Here is a 16,284-nt window from a genome sequence, read left to right on the forward strand (position 1 = left end):
AGCCATGAGCGCACCTCAGATCGACGCCGTGTCGCTGGACGGAGCCGGCCCGCTCTACGACCAGATTCGCCGCGCCATCCGCGATCTGATCCTGGCCGGCACCTGGCCGCCGGGAACGGCGGTCCCGGCCGAGCATGCGCTGATGGAGAAGCTCGGCGCCTCGCGCATGACCGTGCACCGTGCGCTGGCGCAGCTCGCTCGCGAGGGCTTGATTACCCGCCGTCGCCGCTCGGGCACGATCGTCGCGAGCCCGCCGGCGAGCCACGCCATGCTCGACATCCTCTCAATCCCGCAGGAAGTTCGCGAGCTCGGCCAAATCTATAGCTACCGAATCCTGCAGAGGAGCAACGGTAAGGCGTCGCGCGATCTCGCCACCCGCTTCGAGCTCGGGCGCTCCGCCAATGTCGCGCATCTGACCTTGCTGCATTTCGCCGATGGCGCGCCGCATGTGCTGGAAGACCGGGTGATCCATATCGAGACCATCCCGCAGGTCACCGACGAGAGCTTCGCCGAAACTCCGCCTGGCGACTGGCTGCTGCAAAACAGCCTGTGGACGCAGGCCGAGCACGCGATCAGCGCCATCGCGGCCGAGGCGCAGGAGGCGGAGCTTTTGAAGATCGATGCCGGCGAGCCTTGTCTGCTGGTCGAGCGCCGGACCTGGAACCAGGCCGAACCGATCACGGCGGTGCGACTGCTCTATCCCGGCGGCCGCCACCGCTTCGTCGGCCGCTTCGGACCTTACGGCAGCGTTTGAGGGGAGCGGCGGGGATGGCCCGCCGCTCGCCATGTTGTCGCAATCAACATTCGTAACGGACGCGGCGGCCCCATTCGTCGCGGCCGACGCAGACACGTCTGGGCGAGGTCGCATCGCCGATGATGGCGCCGCCGACGCCGCCGATCGCCGCACCCGCCAAGGCCCCGCCGGCACGGCCGGTCGCGGCGCCGCCGATCAGCGCGCCAGCGCCGGCGCCGATCAGGGCGCCCGTCGCGGTTCGCTCTTCGCGCGGGGTACAGGCGCCGAGCGCAGCTGCCGCGGCGGTCACCAGAAGAAGTTTCCTGATCATCGCTGTTTCGTTCCTTTGAAAGCCGACGGCTTCGCTACGAGACATTCAAGATCGCTGTCGTGGTGTGCCGCGGATGGATTGCTCGGCAGCGCCACTTGGCGCTTGCTCGCCGCCTAAATCGTGCCGGCCGGAGCCGCACGCTCGATCGATCGTCCAACCGAATGAGCCGGCTTTTGTTCCACGGGCGATCAGCTCCGCTGCAAAGCCCGCTGCAGCAGCGCCGGGCCGCCGAGAACCCTCTCGAGACCATGCGATTTTTGTCGGCGGCGGAGGGAACCCGGTCGCGTGCACCGGGTTGATGGGACGAGCCGGCCCGAAGGTCGGCCGCCTACGCTATTCATGGAGGGACCGATGAGCGCTACGATGACCGCAGCCTCTCACGCCGCCAATCCGCTGATCGCCGGAGCGCGTGTCGCCGGCACCGAAGTCTACAACACCGCCGGCGAGCATCTCGGCTCGATCTACGACGTCATGCTCGACAAGGCGACGGGTAAGGTCGCCTATGCGATCATGTCGTTCGGCGGCTTCCTTGGCCTCGGCGAGAAGTATCACCCGATCCCGTGGAGCATGCTCGACTACGATGTCGAGAAGGGCGGCTATGTCGTGCCGCTGACCCGCGAGAAGCTTGAGGCAGCCCCGATGTACGGGGCCGATGGCGAGCCGGACTGGCACGACAAGGAGTATGGCAAGCGCGTGCACGACTATTACGGCACGATGCCCTACTGGATGATGTGAGAGCGCGCCTCAGGGCCGGCGTTCCACACAAAGGCGCAACTCACGGCGGTCGCTATCCCCCCAGCCGGATCGTCGTGATTGCGTGGTGCGGGCCGAAAGGTCCGCACCTTTTTTATGCGCGCTTGCTCCCCATGGACGCGGAACCTCGGGCGAAGCCGTGCGTCATTGAGTGCCGGCCGGGGATTTCCCGCGGCGGGGCGGCTCCCATCGCGCAGCGTTGAGGTCATCATGCACATTCGTTACGGCTATCGCATAGAGCTCGTTTGCGAGCAGCCAACCGCTCTGCTCACATTGCTCGACGTCCACCCCTCGCGCCGCCATGATCTGATCCGGCCCGACGAGATGCGTGTGACCCCGCTGCGAGGCCCGGGCCGGCCGATCGCGCTCAGCCAGCATCTCGACCCGTTCGGCAACATCTGCCGCCGCCTCGTCGCGCCGGCGGGTGGCGTGAGGATCGCCTGCGAGGGCCTCGTCCATGACAGTGGTGCGCCCGACAATGTCGATCTCTCAGCCAGTGAAATCGCTCCAGCGGAGCTGCCCGACGCGGTCCTCCCCTATCTGCTCGGCAGCCGCTATTGCGAGACCGACCGGTTGGCGGACACGGCCTGGAGTCTGTTCGGCCAGGTCGAGCCGGGCTGGGCCCGCGTGCAGGCAGTGACCCAGTTCGTCCACAATCATGTCAGCTTCGGCTACGCCTTCGCGCGCAACACCCGCACTGCGGCCGAGACCTTCAACGAGCGTATCGGCGTCTGCCGGGACTTCGCCCATCTCGCGATCACCCTGTGCCGCTGCCTCAACATTCCGGCGCGGTATTGCAACGGCTATCTCGGCGACATCGGCGTGCCGCCCGATCCGGCGCCGATGGATTTCAACGCTTGGTTCGAGGTCTGGCTCGGCGGGCGCTGGCATACCTTCGACGCCCGCCATAACCAGCGTCGCATCGGCCGCGTCGTCATCGCGCGCGGCCGCGACGCCACCGACGTTCCGATGCTGACCTCCTTCGGCCCGCACTGGCTGCAGCGCTTCGAGGTTGTCACCGAAGAGGTCGAGGACGAGCCGGTGCAGACCGTGTCGGCGATATCCCGCCTTGTTCCCGCCAAGAGGGACGCCCATATCGCCGCCTGATGGCGAATGTATCGGACCCGTTGCCCGTGCTCGAAACGCAGGCGCAGCAGCGCTGCTTCCGCGTCATCGCCAATGCGCGCGCCGGCGCGGTGCTGGAGGCGGGCGCGGACGTCTTTGCGCAGCGCATCGCTACGGCGTTCGAGGTCGCCGGTTGCCGGGCTGCGGTCGAAGTGGTGTCGCCACGCCAATTGCAGGAGCGCTTGCGGGCTGCGGTCGCCGACGAAGGCGTCACCACCGTCATCGCCGGCGGCGACGGCACGATCAACGGCGCTCTGCCGGTACTGATCGGCTGCAAGCGGCCCGTCGGCGTGCTGCCGCTCGGCACGGTCAACGTGCTCGGCCGCGACCTCGGCCTCGTCGGTACGCTGGAGGAGCAGATTACCGCGGTCTGCCAGGGCGCCCCGGTCGCGATGGATCTTGGCAGTGTCAACGGCCGGCTGTTCCATTCGATTTCCGGCATGGGCTTCTTCAGCCTGATGGCGCGCCAGCGCGAATATGCCCGCCGCCGCTTCCCGTTCAGCCGCCTCGTCGCCTTCCTCTTCGCCGCGACGCGCTCGATCCTGTTCACCCATGCGATCCGCATCGAGATGGAGATCGCCGGCGAGCGCCGTCAGGTCCAGGCGGATGCAGTCCTGGTCACCGTCAACCAGTTCGACGGTGCCGAATGGCGCCGTAGCCGTCTCGATGGCGGCGAGTTCGAGGTGCACATCCTCGACACCGGGGGGCTGCTCTCGCGGGCCAAGGCGGCGTTCTCGATGCTGACCGGCAGCTGGCGAAGCTCCCATAACCTCGTCTCGCTGACCGGCACGGCGGTGACGATCATCCGCCGTGACAAGCGCCGGGGCCATGTCACCTTCGACGGCGAGGTCGAGCGCAGCGCCAGCCCGTTCGCGTATCGCCTGCTGCCGGGCGCGTTGCAGGTGATCGCCGCCCGGCCGGCCGAGCCCGAGCCCGAGCCGTTGCCCTATCCAGCCGAGTACCAGTTCCCGTCATGAGGCCCTCGATGTTTCTGCTCCAGCCGCGCTTCCTTCTGCCTGTCGCGGCGATCTTCGGCTTCATCGGCCTGGCCTTCTATGTCGTCTCCGACGGCAGTTCCGCGCTCGACAGCGCGCTGGTTATGCTGTTCCGCGACCCGGCCAACCCCTCCATGCCGATCGGCCCTGCCTGGTTCCGGGAGATGATGCGCGACCTGACCGCGCTCGGCAGTTTCATCGGGCTCGGCGTCGCTACCGTGATCGCAGTCTTGACCTTGCGGCTCTGCGGTCACCGACCCCTGGCGATCGGCCTTCTGGCCAGCGTCTTGCTGGCGACGGCGGCGAGCACGGTGCTTAAGCTCGCCTTCGGACGCGAGCGGCCCGACATTGTCGAGCATGCCGCGCTGACCTTCACGGCGAGCTTCCCGAGCGGCCATGCCTTCCTGGCGGCTGTGGTGCTGCTCAGCATCGCCAGCTTCGTAGGCATCGCCTCGCATCGAGCCGATATCGCCCGGCTCTGCCTATGGGTCGCCTGGACGCTGATGATCGCGATCGGCCTAAGCCGGGTCTATCTCGGCGTGCACTGGCCGAGCGACGTACTCGGCGGCTGGTGCCTGGGTGTCGCCTGGTCGAGCCTGGCCACCTACCTGATCGGCCGGATTGCAGCCCAGACGGAAGCCAATCTCGCGCAGGCTCTCGCGGCACGGAGCGAGCCTCTTGCCTGAGGAAGCCGGAACCGGGCGCGGGCGTCGGCGTTGATGGGAGCGCCGAGCCGGCGCCACTGCAACGGAGTTCCTGATGACGCTGTCCCGCAATACGCTTGTTCTTCTGGTCGCTCTGCTCGTTCTCGGACTCGGGGCCGTCAGCTACGCGCTCTATCAGGAGAAGAAGCAGCCGGAGGGCGTCGAGATCTCGGTCGGCAAGAACGGCCTGTCAATCAAGGAGAAGTGACGGTTCAGCTGTTTGCCAGGATCATGTTCCGCACGATCGGGTAGATCTGCCCGTCCCATTTGCGGCCCGAGAACACGCCGTAATGCCCGACACCGGCCTGCATGTGGTGGCGTTTGCGAAACGGCTTGAGCCCGGAGCACAGGTCGTGGGCGGCGGCCGTTTGCCCGAGCGAGCAGATGTCGTCGCGCTCGCCCTCGACGGTCATCAGCGCCGTGCGGCGAATGGCGCGGCAATCGACCGTCTCGCCGCGATAGGTCAGCGTGCCCGCAGCCAGACGCGCCTCCTGGAATATCCACTGCACCGTTTCGAGATAAAACTCGGCAGGCAGGTCCAGGACAGCGAAATACTCGTCGTAGAAGGTCTTGATCGCCTCCGCCTTCTCCACCTCGCCGGTGGCGAGATGGGTGAACAGGTCGATATGCGCGTTGATGTGGCGGCTCATATTCATCGCCATGAAGGCGCCGAGCTGGATGAAGCCCGGATAGACCTTGCGGCCGGCGCCTGGATGGCGCGTGGGCACGCGTGCGATCAGGTTCTTCTCGAACCAGCCGATCGGCTTGTCGGTGGCGAGCTTGTTGACCGTCGTCGGATTGATCCGGGTGTCGACCGGTCCGGCCATCAGCGTCATGCTGCGTGGCTGTGCAGGGTGAGCGGCCTGGGCCATCACTGCCGCTGCGGTGAGCACTTGCACACAAGGTTGGCAGACAGCGACGATGTGGGTCTCAGGACCGAGCGTCTCGATAAAGCGGATCAGATAGTCGACATAGTCGTCGTAGCCGAACGCCCCGGCCGAGAGCGGCACTTCGCGCGCATTGTGCCAGTCGGTGATGTAGACGTCGTGGTCTTGCAGTAGCGTCGCCACGGTGTTGCGCAGCAGGGTGGCGAAGTGGCCGGAGAGCGGCGCCACGACCAGCACCTTCGACTGCTGCAGGTCGGTGTCCTTCCTGAAGTGCAGCAGCGTGCCGAAGGGGAGGGTCAGAGCCGCCTCTTCGGTGATCGGCACCTCGCGATTGCCGCTCACCACCTTGTCGATGCCGTAGGGCGGCCGGTCATGGGTCAGCCCGGCGCGTGATATCAGTTCGTAGCCTGCAGCCACGGCGGACGCGCTCAAGGGCTGGCTGAGCATCGCCCGGCTGCCGAGTGCAACGATTGCAGCCTGCGCAAGCGTACGGGCCGGATTGATGAGGTCCGATTGGGCCTGATAGGCGAGATAGAGCATTCGTCAGCGACCCCGATAGAGCCAGCGGCAAGCGCGCAAGGCTATGTTGCGCTGCAGCAATCGCGGTTCGCAAGCACGTTTTCCATGTCGCATTCTCTGGAACATGTTTTGCTATGAACCTTGATCGAGCATGCGGAGGATGCCGAATGGCCGCCACCTTGACGATCAGCAGCAAGAATTATTCCTCCTGGTCCCTGCGAGGCTGGCTGCTCTGTCAGCTTGCCGGGCTCGAGGTGGAGGAGATCCTGCTCTCGGTGGATGACCCGTCAGCGCGGGCGGAGCTGTTGCTGCTCTCGCCTTCATTCCTGGTGCCTTGCCTCCGCCACGACGGCGTCGAGGTCTGGGATACGCTCGCGATCGCAGGCTATCTCGACGAACTCAGGCCCGATGCCGGCCTGCTGCCGCGGGAGGTGACGGCGCGCGCCCATTGCCGTTCGATTTCGGGCGAGATGCATTCCGGCTTCGCCAATTTGCGTTCGGCGCTGCCGATGAACCTCAAGGCTCACTATCCGGGCTTCAAGGTCTGGACCGGCGCGCAGGCCGACATCGATCGCGTCACGGAGATCTGGCGCGACTGCCTTGCTCGCTATGGCGGGTCTTACCTGTTTGGCGGGGACCTGACCATGGCCGACGCAATGTACGCGCCGGTCTGCCTGCGCTTCCTGACCTATGACGTCGTGCTCGATCCGGTCAGCGAGGGCTATTGCCAGACGATCATGGCCTGGCCGGCGCTGCGTCGTTGGATCGAGGCCGCGAAGCTCGAGCCCGAGGAGCTGGAGGAACTCGACGCGGAGTTCTGACGCGCGTCCGCCTGAAATCTCAGATTCTGCATGCCGGCGCGTCGCTGGCGCATGGCGCGAGCCGCGCAAAGGCGTTAACACGACCTCCATCGTTGCGATGAACCGCGGAGGCCCTGCGCATGAATGCTCCCTTCAAAAACCTGATCGCCGGCGAGTGGACCAGCTCGCAGAGCGTCTCGCGCAACATCAACCCCTCGAACACCAACGACGTCGTCGGTGAGTACGCGCAAGGGTCGGTCGAGGACCTGAACAACGCAGTCGCCGCCGCCAAGGCTGCTTTCCCGGCCTGGAGCCGTACCACCCCGCAGGAGCGCTACGAGGTCCTGAAGAAGGCCTCCGACGAGATCCTCGCCCGCAAGGACGAACTCGGCCGCCTGCTGTCGCGTGAGGAAGGCAAGACCCTGCCGGAAGGCATCGGCGAGGCTACCCGCGCCGGCCAGATCTTCGCCTTCTTCGCCGGCGAGTGCCTGCGCCTGAACGGCGAGAGCATTCCCTCCGTGCGTCCCGGCGTCGGCGTCGAGGTCACCCGCGAGCCAGTCGGCATCGTCGGCATGATCACGCCCTGGAACTTCCCGATCGCGATCCCGGCCTGGAAGATCGCCCCGGCTTTGGCCTACGGGAACTGCGTCGTGATCAAGCCGGCCGACCTCGTGCCCGGTTCGGCCTGGGCGCTGGTCGACATCATCCAGCGCGCCGGCCTGCCCAAGGGCGTGCTCAACCTGGTGATGGGCCGCGGCTCGGTCGTCGGGCAGGCGCTGCTCGAGCATAAGGATGTGCACGCGATCTCCTTCACCGGCTCGGTCTCGACCGGCCGCAAGGTCGCGGCCGCCTGCATCGCCGGCAACCCGATGAAGAAGGTCCAGCTCGAGATGGGCGGCAAGAACCCGCTCGTCGTGCTCGACGACGCGGATCTCAAGGTTGCGGTCGAGGCTGCAGTGCAGGGCGCCTTCTTCTCGACCGGCCAGCGCTGCACGGCCTCCTCGCGCCTGATCGTCCAGGCCGGCATTCATGACCGCTTCGTCGAGGCGGCGATCGAGCGGCTGAAGGGCGTCACCGTCGACGATGCGCTGAAGGCCGGCACCACGATCGGCCCGGTCGTCGACCAGAGCCAGCTCGACCAGGACCTGAAATACATCCAGATCGCCCGCGACGAGGGCGGCAAGCTCGCCTGGGGCGGCGAACTGCTCAACCGCGAGACCCCCGGCTTCTATTTGCAGCCGGCGCTGTTCACCGAGACGACCAACGCCATGCGCATCTCGCGCGAGGAGGTCTTCGGCCCGGTCGCCAACGTCATCCGCGTCAAGGATTACGAGGAGGCGCTCGCGGTCGCCAACGACACCGAGTTCGGCCTGTCCTCGGGCATCTGCACGACCTCGCTGAAGCATGCGACGCACTTCAAGCGCAATGCCGAAGCCGGCATGGTGATGGTCAACCTCGCGACGGCCGGCGTCGACTACCATGTGCCGTTCGGCGGCCGGAAGGGCTCCAGCTACGGGCCGCGCGAGCAGGGCGCCTATGCCCGCGAGTTCTACACCACGGTGAAGACCTCCTACACGCTCGCTTGAGCCTGGCGTCATCCAGGATTATCGGGGCCGCGCCGCAAGCGCGGCCTTTTTCGTATTGCTCTTCGGTTTGTTCTTCTCAGCCCTCATCCTGAGGAGCCGCGAAGCGGCGTCTCGAAGGATGCTCCAGGAGGCTCGCGAGACCACTGGAACATCCTTCGAGACGCGAGCTGTGCTCGCTCCTCAGGATGAGGGCTGTGAGTTTCCACGAGCCTCGAACAACGCGCTCAATCGAACAGCACCTGCTCCAACCCGGCGATGCTCGGCAGCAGCAGATGGCTGAGCGGGCGTAAGACCTCGGCGCTGCCGGCTCCGGTCAGCACGGCGATGCGATAGCCTGCTCCTGCCGCAGCCGCCATGTGCATGTCATGGCTGGAATCGCCGACGACGGCGACGGCATCCGCCGGCAGGCCCGTAACGCTGCAGAAGCCATCGACCATGCCGCGTCCAGGCTTCGCGCCATGGCCGGAATCATAGCCGCATTGGAAAGCCAGATGCGGTTCGAGGCCGAAGCGCTCGGCCGTCGCTAGAACCGCCGCTTCGCTGTCGCTGGACGCGATGCCGAGGACGAGCCCGCGGCCGGTGAGAGCTGCGAACAGGGCAGCAAGATCGCAAACGGGCACGGCGGCCACGACAGCGGACCGGAACAGCGTATCGAGCTGCTCGGTCAGATCTTCCACGCCGAACGGCGCACCCGCTTCCGCCCAGGCCTGCGCCACGTCCTCGGTATTGCCGGAGGCGAGCAGCCCGTCGGAGGTGGCGTAGCCTGTCGCAGGGTCGACACCGGCGATCGTCAGCAGCCGCGCCGCCAATTCGGTATCGCCCCGGGCTGCGAGCCGGCCTGCGCCGAGATTGGTCGGTGCCCAGCTCGCCTGATAGTCGATCAGCGTGCCGTCCTTGTCGAACAGGATGCCGCCTATGGCCGGCCTGGTCATGACGCTACCGGAATGACGTCGACCTTGACATCGAGCTTTTGGCTGCCGGGGCCGACCAGCACGCCGTCGAGCGGCGAGACGTCGGCATAGTCGCGCCCGGTCGCAGTGACGATGTGGTCGTCGGCGACAACGAGGTCGTTGGTCGGATCGAGCCCGATCCAGCCGGTCTCCGGCCCGCACCAGAGGATCACCCAGGCATGGGTGGCGTCGGCCCCTTCGAGCCGCGGCTGGCCCTCCGGCGGGATGGTGCGCAGATAGCCGCTGACATAAGCCGCGGGCAGGCCGAGGCCACGCAGCCCGGCGATCATGATCTGGGCGAAGTCCTGGCAGACGCCGTGGCGGTTGGCGAAGGCCTCGCGGATCGGTGTCGAGACCTCGGTCGCCTCCGGGTCGTAGACGAACTCCTTGCGGATGCGGCCCATCAGCTCGCTCGCCGCCTCGAAGACCGGCCGCTTCGTCGCAAAGCTCCTGCGGGCGTAGTCGGTGATCTCCGACACGGTCGGCACTAGCCGGCTGGGATAGAGATACTGGGCCGGGGAAGTCGGAGACAGGCTCTGTGCCTGCAGCGCGAGCTCGGCGACCTCCTCCCAGCGCCGGGTCAGGCCCGGGAAGGGGGCGGCCGCCCGCGTCACCTCGACGCGCGAAGTCATCTCGATCCTCAGCTCGCGATGCGATCTGGCGATGGTCAGCGCGGTCGTGCGATTGCCGAAGAAGCAGACCCCGTCCCGCCGCTCGGCTCCGCGCGGGTTCACCGCAAGCTGGCTCGTCAACACGCGCTGGCCGGCCCCGTCGCGCGGCAGCACGCGCAGGATGCAGCGCGCAAACGGCACCGGCCGGCTATAGGCGTAGGCGGTGAGATGGCGAATGGCGTAGATCACGCCGTCTCCCTTACGCGAGTCGCGTCATCCGCGAACCTTCCGGCCGGGAGTTCTGCAGGAAATAGCGCTCGGCCACCGCGTTCGAGAGGCCCATCAGCAATTGCTCGAAAAAGAGGATGCCGGTGCGGTCGAGCCGGCTGGCTTCCGCGGTGCGGCATTCGGCGGCGAGCTTGAGCGCGAGCCGGCGCGGCTCCTCCAGCATGCCGTCGTCGTGAAGCGAGGGCAGGGCTGCGATTTCGGCATCGAGCCGCTCGATCTGGAAAGCTACGGAGCGTGGATTATAGGGGTCGAGCATGACGAGATCGAGAACGGGTTGCAGCGCGGCGCCGAGCATATAGCGCGAGCGATAGGTGATCTGAGAATCCGTCAGGTCGAGCAAGGCGTCGAGGCAATTGCCGGGCGCGTCGTTCTCGACGAAATGACGGGCGAAGCGGCAGGTGGTGACGCCGCGCTCGATCCGCCGGCCGATGTCGAGGAAACGCCAGCCGGCGCCGCGCACCATGTTCTCCTGCGACAGGCCCGAGAAGGCGGCGAGCGATTTCAGCGCGCTGTCGGCGATCTCGAAGGCCTCGCCCTCGCTCTCCAGCTTGCCCGGTTCGGCGAGCTGGCGTTGCAGATCGCCGAAGAGTCGCCAGGCGTCGACTGAGAGCCGCTCGCGGATGACGGAGGCGGTGCGTCGCGCCTCGCGCACCGAGGCGGCAGCCGAACCGTACTGGTCGAAGTCGTGCAAAGCGAAGCGCGCCTGCGCCGCGACCGAGCGGGCCTTGGTGGTCGTCGGCGCCGCGCCCCAGGCCACGAGCAGGTTGGCGAGCCTCTTGATCGTCTCGGCATGACCCGGCGCCTGGTCATCGGCATTGATCAGCCGGCCGAGCAGGGCGCGCACCAGCCGCAAGGTCGCCTCGCTGCGCTCGAGATAGCGGCCGAGCCAGAACAGGTTGTCCGCGGCGCGGCTCGGCAGGATGCCGACGATGCGGCGGATCGCGATCCGGTCCGGGCTCGGCAGCAGCGTCACCTGCTCGACTGGCCGGTCGGAGGTGATCCAGACGTCGCTGGAGCGCACGCCCGCGCGCATGGTCACGGCCCGCGCGTCACATTCCTCGGAAATGCGGCAGAAGCCCCCGGGCATCACCTGCCAGCCATCGGGCGTCGCGGCGGCGAAGACGCGCAGCGTCATCGGCCGGGGGTCCAGCCGGCTGCCTTGCATCACCGGCATGGTCGAGAGGCGGACCACCTCCTGCCCGACATAGTCGAGCCCGCGCTCGGCGATCCGGGCGCGCAACGCCGCGCGCTCGCTCCTGTCGAGATCGGCGACCAGCATGGTGCCGCCGTCGAGCCCGTCGCCGGGCGCGCGAAAGGCGGGCGCGACGCTCATCTGCTCCAGCCTGTCGAGCACGATCCCGCGCTCGCGCGGCTGGCCGCACCACCAGGTCGCGATGTTCGGCAGGACCAGCTCCTCGCCGAGGATCTCCCGTGCCAGCCGCGGCATGAACCCCATCAACGCCCGCGCCTCGACCACGCCGGAGCCGAGTCCGTTGGCGACGACGACGTTGTCGGCCCGCACCGCGTCGACCAGGCCTGGCACGCCGAGCGCAGAACGGGCGTTGAGCTCCAGCGGGTCGGCGAAGTCGCCGTCGATGCGCCGCCAGATCACGTCGGCGCGCTTGAAGCCGGCGATGGTGCGGACATGCACGAGTCCGTCGCGCATGACGAGGTCACCGCCCTCGACCAGCAGGAAGCCGAGATAGCGGGCGAGATAAGCCTGCTCGAAATAGCTCTCATGCATCTGACCCGGGGTCAGCAGGCAGATGCGCGGCTCGACGCGCCGGGCGCGCGCGACGAGCCCGGCGCGGAACCCCTGGAAGAAGGCGGCAAGCCGCTCGACATTCATCGTCCGGAACAGGTCCGGGAAGGCGCGGCCGATGGCGAGGCGGTTCTCCAGCGCATAGCCCGCGCCGGATGGCGCCTGGGTGCGGTCGCTCAGAACCCACCAGCGCCCGTCGGGGCCGCGCCCGAGATCGGCGGCGTAGATCTGGAGCTGTCCGGCCCCGGCCGTGCCCTGCACGGGCCGCAGATAATCGGGGCTGCCGGTGATGGCGGCGGCCGGCAACGCGCCATTGGCGATCAATCGGCCGGGCCCGTAAATGTCGCCGAGCACGGTATCGAGCAGCTGCGCGCGCTGGGCGACGCCGGCGGCGATCGTCTTCCACTCCTGCCCGGTGAGGACGAGCGGTGCGTGATTGAGCGGCCAGGAGCGCTCGCCGGCGAGCGGGTCGCTCTCGTCGAGATCGCCATGGACGCGATAGGAGACGCCGGTGTCGCGCACATGCCGGTCGGCCAGGCCGAAGCGTCGCTGCAGCTCGTCGCCCGAGAGCGCCGACCATTCGGCCAGGAAGGGTTCCCAATGCGGACGGATCGCGCCGTCCGGCGCCATCAGCTCGTCATAGGCGCCGGGCAGCGGCCGATAGCCCGCGAGCAGAGCGTTGCGGCGCTCAGCTCGCGCCCGCGTCGAACTCGGTCGGCGCTGCAGAGCCATGCTTGACCTCAAACCCCGGGGGGGCGACGCAGGTCGAGGGTCATCGGGAACTCCGGACTCCGCTCTTCGACGGGAATCGCCAGCGGCCCCGGACTATGGCCGATCGCCTCGAAGCGGGCGAGTCTCCTCGCCTCCGCTTCGTAGGAATTCACAGGCGGTGTCTCGTAACTGCGACCGCCGGGATGCGCGACATGGTAGACGCAACCGCCGAGCGAGCGTCCAGCCCATGTGTCGACAATGTCGAAGGTCAGCGGCGCATGCACCGGAATCGTCGGATGCAGGCCGGAGGCCGGCTGCCAGGCCTTGAAGCGCAGGCCGGCGACGCTGGTCCCAGCGGCGATCTCGGTCAGCGGCAGCGCCCGGCCATTGCAGGCGATCACATGCCGTCCGGGGGTGATGCCGCTCGCCTTGACCTGCAGGCGCTCGACCGAGCTATCGACATAGCGCACGGTGCCGCCGATCGCGCCGTCTTCGCCCATCACATGCCACGGCTCCAGCGCCTGGCGCAATTCCAGCTCGACGCCGCCCTGGTTGATCCTGCCGAAGAAGGGAAAGCGGAACTCGTGCTGCGCCGCGAACCAGGCCGGATCGAAGCGGTAGCCGGCTCGCGCGAGATCGGCGAGCACATCGCAGAAATCCTGCCAGACGATCTCCGGCAGCATGAAGCGGTCATGCAGGCTGGTGCCCCAGCGCACCAGCTTGCCGGCCTGCGGCTCGCGCCAGAACCAGGCGATCAGCGCCCGGATCAGCAGCTGCTGCGCCAGCGACATCCGCGCATCCGGCGGCATCTCGAAGGAGCGGAACTCGATCAGCCCGAGCCGGCCGGTCGGGCCATCAGGCGAATAGAGCTTGTCGATGCAGATCTCGGTGCGGTGGGTGTTGCCGGAGACGTCGATCAGGAGGTTGCGGTAGAGCCGGTCGACCAGCCAGAGCGGGATCGCCGGATCCTGTGGGCCGGGCGTCTGCGCCAGCGCGATCTCGAGCTCGTAAAGCTGGTCGTGCCGGGCCTCGTCGACGCGCGGTGCCTGGCTGGTCGGGCCGATGAACAGGCCCGAGAACAGATAGGACAGCGACGGATGGCGCTGCCAGTAGAGCACGATGCTCTTCAGCAGGTCCGGCCGGCGCAGGAACGGGCTGTCGGCCGGGGTTACGCCGCCGAGCACGACATGGTTGCCGCCGCCGGTGCCGGTGTGGCGCCCGTCGACCATGAACTTCTCGGCGCAGAGCCGCGACTGGCGGGCCTCCTCGTAGACGCCGCGGGTGATCGCGACGGCCTCGGCCCAGTTCTTCGCCGGGTGGATGTTGACCTCGATCACGCCGGGATCGGGCGTGACCTTGATAACGTTGAGGCGCGGATCGTGCGGCGGGGCGTAGCCCTCGATATGGACGGGCTGGCCAGTCTCTTCCGCCGTCGCCTCGATGCTGGCGATCAGGTCGAGATAATCCTCCAGGCGCTCGACCGGCGGCAGGAAGACGCAGAGCACGCCGTCGCGCACCTCGATGCTGAGCGCGGTCCGGACCGCCTCTGCCCCGAGCTCCTGCTCGACGATGTCCTGTCGCGCGGTCTGCGGCTCACTGCTACCGGCCGGGCGCGTCGGCTGGACGGGACCCTCGAAAACTGGTGGCGGATCGGCGGCGCGCGGCGCGCTCGGCGATCCGGATGCGGCGGGCGGCAGCGGCCCGCGCGGCTCAAGCGGGTCCTGCGGATGGATATGCGGATAGGCCTTGGCCGGGACATGCGGCAGCGATCCGAGCGGCAGCCGGAAACCGACCGGTGAATCGCCCGGCACCAGGAAGAGCTTGCCGCGCCGGAGCTTCCATTTCTCCGAGCGCCAGCGCCGGTCCTCCGCTGCAGCCTGCCAGCGCTGGACGGGAATGACGTAACCGCTCGGCTTGCCGAGCCCGCGCTCGAAGACGCGGACCATGCGGGCGCGCTCCTCCGGGTCGGACAGCTTCGGGTCGAGCGGATCGACATTCTCCGGCAGCTGGCCCTCCTTCACCAGCCAGTGCCCGGTGTCCTCATAAGCCGGCAGCACATAATCGGCACCGAGGCCGAGCCGCTCGGAGAGGCCGGCCGCGAGTGCCTCGACTGCGGCCGAGGTCGGCACGACCTCATGCTCGCGATCTTTCCCGGTCTTCGCCCCCGGCTCGCGCGCGATCAGCGCGGCATTGCGCCAGATCGGCTCGCCATCCTCGCGCCAGTAGAGCGCGAAGGCCCAGCGCGGCAGGCTCTCGCCAGGATACCATTTTCCCTGGCCGTAATGCAGCATGCCGCCCGGCGCGAAGCGCTCGCGCAGGCGCCGGATCAGGACGTCGGCGCGCTCACGCTTGGTCGGGCCGACCGCGGCGGTGTTCCATTCCTCGCCGGTCTGGTCGTCGATCGAGACGAAGGTCGGCTCGCCGCCCATGGTGAGCCGGACATCCTGCGCCTGGAGATCGGCCTCGACCTGTTCGCCGAGCGCATCGAGCTCGGTCCAGGATGCGTCCGAGAAGGGCAGGGTGATGCGCGGCACCTCGTGCACGCGCGTCACGCTCATGTCGAAGGCGAACTGCGTCTCGGCATAGCTCGCCAGGCCGCTGACTGGGGCGGCCGAGCGGTAATGCGGCGTCGCCGCCAGCGGCAGATGGCCCTCGCCGGTGAGCAGGCCCGAGGTCGGGTCCATCCCGATCCAGCCGGCGCCGGGAAGATAGACCTCGGCCCAGGCGTGCAGGTCGGTGAAGTCCTTGTCGGTGCCGCGCGGGCCCTCCAGCGGATCGATGTCCGCCTTCATCTGGATCAGGTAGCCGGAGACGAACCGGGCGGCGAGGCCGAGATGCCTGAGGATCTGGACGAGCAGCCAGGAGGTGTCGCGACAGGAACCGGACTTGAGCTGCAGCGTCTGCTCGGGCTCCTGCACGCCGGGCTCCATCCGGATGCCATAGGCGATCATCTGCTGGAGCCGGGCATTGAGGTCGACGATGAAATTGACGGTGTTGGTCTTCTCGCGCGGGATCGTGGCGAGAAATTCGGCGAAGAGCGGCCCGGTCTCCTCCTTGACCAGATAGGGCGCGAGTTCGTCGTGCAACTCTTCGGGATAGGCGAAGGGGAATTCCTCGGCTTCGCTGGCGACGAAGAAGTCGAACGGGTTGATGATCGATAGCTCGGTGACGAGATCGACCTCGATGCGGAACTCGGTCACCGGCTCCGGAAAGACATAGCGCGCCAGCCAGTTGCCGTTCGGGTCCTGCTGCCAGTTCACGAAATGCTGTGCCGGCGTGACCTTGAGCGAATAGCTCTTCACCGCCGAGCGGCAATGCGGCGCCGGCCGCAGCCGGATGATCTGCGGACCGAGCGTGACCGGTCGGTCGTAGCGGTAATGGGTGAGGTGATGCAGTGCAGCGATGATGGCCAAGAGCGAGCGCCTGCTTTGCTTCGAAACCAGCCGGATCGGCCGGAGCCTGTCACGATAGCGGCAGAAGACGCTGGAGCAAGCGGCTTCCTGCGCAGAAATGCGCCGGCAATTCAGGC

14 protein-coding genes are annotated in these 16,284 nt (G+C 67.6%); 8 read left to right on the top strand and 6 right to left on the bottom strand.

Annotated features, from left to right (window positions below):
- Window positions 1–4 precede the first annotated feature (4 nt).
- Complete coding sequence (hutC, locus tag ACFPOB_RS19080) at window positions 5–754, top strand: histidine utilization repressor (protein ID WP_377799950.1); 750 nt, start codon at window positions 5–7, stop codon at window positions 752–754.
- A gap of 43 nt (window positions 755–797) precedes the next feature.
- Here the strand turns inward: hutC and ACFPOB_RS19085 are convergent, their stop codons facing one another.
- A complete protein-coding gene (locus ACFPOB_RS19085) occupies window positions 798–1,064 on the bottom strand; it encodes a glycine zipper domain-containing protein (RefSeq protein WP_377799951.1) in 267 nt (88 codons plus the stop codon).
- 351 nt (window positions 1,065–1,415) lie between these two features.
- Between ACFPOB_RS19085 and ACFPOB_RS19090 the strand changes: the two genes are divergently transcribed.
- From ACFPOB_RS19090 to ACFPOB_RS19110, 5 genes are all read left to right on the top strand, one after another.
- Complete coding sequence (locus ACFPOB_RS19090) at window positions 1,416–1,799, top strand: PRC-barrel domain-containing protein (protein WP_092155724.1); 384 nt, start codon at window positions 1,416–1,418, stop codon at window positions 1,797–1,799.
- Window positions 1,800–2,027: 228 nt separating this feature from the next.
- Window positions 2,028–2,924, top strand: a complete 897-nt coding sequence (locus ACFPOB_RS19095) for a transglutaminase-like domain-containing protein (protein WP_377799953.1) — start codon at window positions 2,028–2,030, stop codon at window positions 2,922–2,924.
- Window positions 2,924–3,919 (top strand): diacylglycerol/lipid kinase family protein, encoded by a 996-nt coding sequence (locus tag ACFPOB_RS19100; protein WP_377799954.1) that lies wholly within the window; start codon window positions 2,924–2,926, stop codon window positions 3,917–3,919. The genes ACFPOB_RS19095 and ACFPOB_RS19100 overlap by 1 nt, the downstream gene beginning before the upstream one ends.
- An 8-nt stretch (window positions 3,920–3,927) precedes the next feature.
- Entirely contained in the window at window positions 3,928–4,623 is a 696-nt protein-coding gene (locus ACFPOB_RS19105; protein WP_377799955.1) for a phosphatase PAP2 family protein, read from the top strand.
- Between the two features lie 73 nt (window positions 4,624–4,696).
- Entirely contained in the window at window positions 4,697–4,849 is a 153-nt protein-coding gene (locus ACFPOB_RS19110) for a hypothetical protein (RefSeq protein WP_175506680.1), read from the top strand.
- Between the two features lie 4 nt (window positions 4,850–4,853).
- Here ACFPOB_RS19110 and ACFPOB_RS19115 read toward each other — a convergent pair whose 3' ends face one another.
- Complete coding sequence (locus ACFPOB_RS19115) at window positions 4,854–6,068, bottom strand: polyhydroxyalkanoate depolymerase (RefSeq protein WP_377799956.1); 1,215 nt, start codon at window positions 6,066–6,068, stop codon at window positions 4,854–4,856.
- Window positions 6,069–6,214: 146 nt separating this feature from the next.
- Between ACFPOB_RS19115 and ACFPOB_RS19120 the strand changes: the two genes are divergently transcribed.
- On the top strand, window positions 6,215–6,868 hold the full coding sequence (locus tag ACFPOB_RS19120) for a glutathione S-transferase family protein (protein ID WP_377799957.1): 654 nt from the start codon (window positions 6,215–6,217) through the stop codon (window positions 6,866–6,868).
- Window positions 6,869–6,987: 119 nt separating this feature from the next.
- On the top strand, window positions 6,988–8,433 hold the full coding sequence (locus tag ACFPOB_RS19125) for an aldehyde dehydrogenase family protein (protein WP_377799958.1): 1,446 nt from the start codon (window positions 6,988–6,990) through the stop codon (window positions 8,431–8,433).
- A 224-nt stretch (window positions 8,434–8,657) separates the two neighbouring features.
- Here the strand turns inward: ACFPOB_RS19125 and ACFPOB_RS19130 are convergent, their stop codons facing one another.
- From ACFPOB_RS19130 to ACFPOB_RS19145, 4 genes are read right to left on the bottom strand one after another with little or no spacing between them, the layout of a single operon-like run.
- Complete coding sequence (locus ACFPOB_RS19130; protein ID WP_377799959.1) at window positions 8,658–9,365, bottom strand: HAD family hydrolase; 708 nt, start codon at window positions 9,363–9,365, stop codon at window positions 8,658–8,660.
- Window positions 9,362–10,243, bottom strand: a complete 882-nt coding sequence (locus ACFPOB_RS19135) for a transglutaminase family protein (RefSeq protein ID WP_377799961.1) — start codon at window positions 10,241–10,243, stop codon at window positions 9,362–9,364. The genes ACFPOB_RS19130 and ACFPOB_RS19135 overlap by 4 nt, the downstream gene beginning before the upstream one ends.
- A gap of 10 nt (window positions 10,244–10,253) precedes the next feature.
- A complete protein-coding gene (locus ACFPOB_RS19140; RefSeq protein WP_377799962.1) occupies window positions 10,254–12,776 on the bottom strand; it encodes a circularly permuted type 2 ATP-grasp protein in 2,523 nt (840 codons plus the stop codon).
- An 8-nt stretch (window positions 12,777–12,784) separates the two neighbouring features.
- Complete coding sequence (locus ACFPOB_RS19145) at window positions 12,785–16,168, bottom strand: transglutaminase family protein (protein ID WP_377799963.1); 3,384 nt, start codon at window positions 16,166–16,168, stop codon at window positions 12,785–12,787.
- Window positions 16,169–16,284: the final 116 nt, after the last annotated feature.

The sequence above is a fragment of the Allobosea eneae genome (assembly GCF_042657265.1).
Lineage (GTDB): Bacteria > Pseudomonadota > Alphaproteobacteria > Rhizobiales > Beijerinckiaceae > Allobosea > Allobosea eneae.

What these genes read in the sequence shown, in the direction of transcription:
- ACFPOB_RS19125 (WP_377799958.1), top strand. Translation starts at nt 6,988, where the DNA reads ATGAATGCTCCCTTCAAAAACCTGATCGCCGGCGAGTGGACCAGCTCG.
- ACFPOB_RS19140 (WP_377799962.1), bottom strand. Translation starts at nt 12,776, where the DNA reads ATGGCTCTGCAGCGCCGACCGAGTTCGACGCGGGCGCGAGCTGAGCGC.
- ACFPOB_RS19130 (WP_377799959.1), bottom strand. Translation starts at nt 9,365, where the DNA reads ATGACCAGGCCGGCCATAGGCGGCATCCTGTTCGACAAGGACGGCACG.
- hutC (WP_377799950.1), top strand. Translation starts at nt 5, where the DNA reads ATGAGCGCACCTCAGATCGACGCCGTGTCGCTGGACGGAGCCGGCCCG.
- ACFPOB_RS19120 (WP_377799957.1), top strand. Translation starts at nt 6,215, where the DNA reads ATGGCCGCCACCTTGACGATCAGCAGCAAGAATTATTCCTCCTGGTCC.
- ACFPOB_RS19105 (WP_377799955.1), top strand. Translation starts at nt 3,928, where the DNA reads ATGTTTCTGCTCCAGCCGCGCTTCCTTCTGCCTGTCGCGGCGATCTTC.
- ACFPOB_RS19110 (WP_175506680.1), top strand. Translation starts at nt 4,697, where the DNA reads ATGACGCTGTCCCGCAATACGCTTGTTCTTCTGGTCGCTCTGCTCGTT.
- ACFPOB_RS19085 (WP_377799951.1), bottom strand. Translation starts at nt 1,064, where the DNA reads ATGATCAGGAAACTTCTTCTGGTGACCGCCGCGGCAGCTGCGCTCGGC.
- ACFPOB_RS19095 (WP_377799953.1), top strand. Translation starts at nt 2,028, where the DNA reads ATGCACATTCGTTACGGCTATCGCATAGAGCTCGTTTGCGAGCAGCCA.
- ACFPOB_RS19100 (WP_377799954.1), top strand. Translation starts at nt 2,924, where the DNA reads ATGGCGAATGTATCGGACCCGTTGCCCGTGCTCGAAACGCAGGCGCAG.
- ACFPOB_RS19115 (WP_377799956.1), bottom strand. Translation starts at nt 6,068, where the DNA reads ATGCTCTATCTCGCCTATCAGGCCCAATCGGACCTCATCAATCCGGCC.
- ACFPOB_RS19090 (WP_092155724.1), top strand. Translation starts at nt 1,416, where the DNA reads ATGAGCGCTACGATGACCGCAGCCTCTCACGCCGCCAATCCGCTGATC.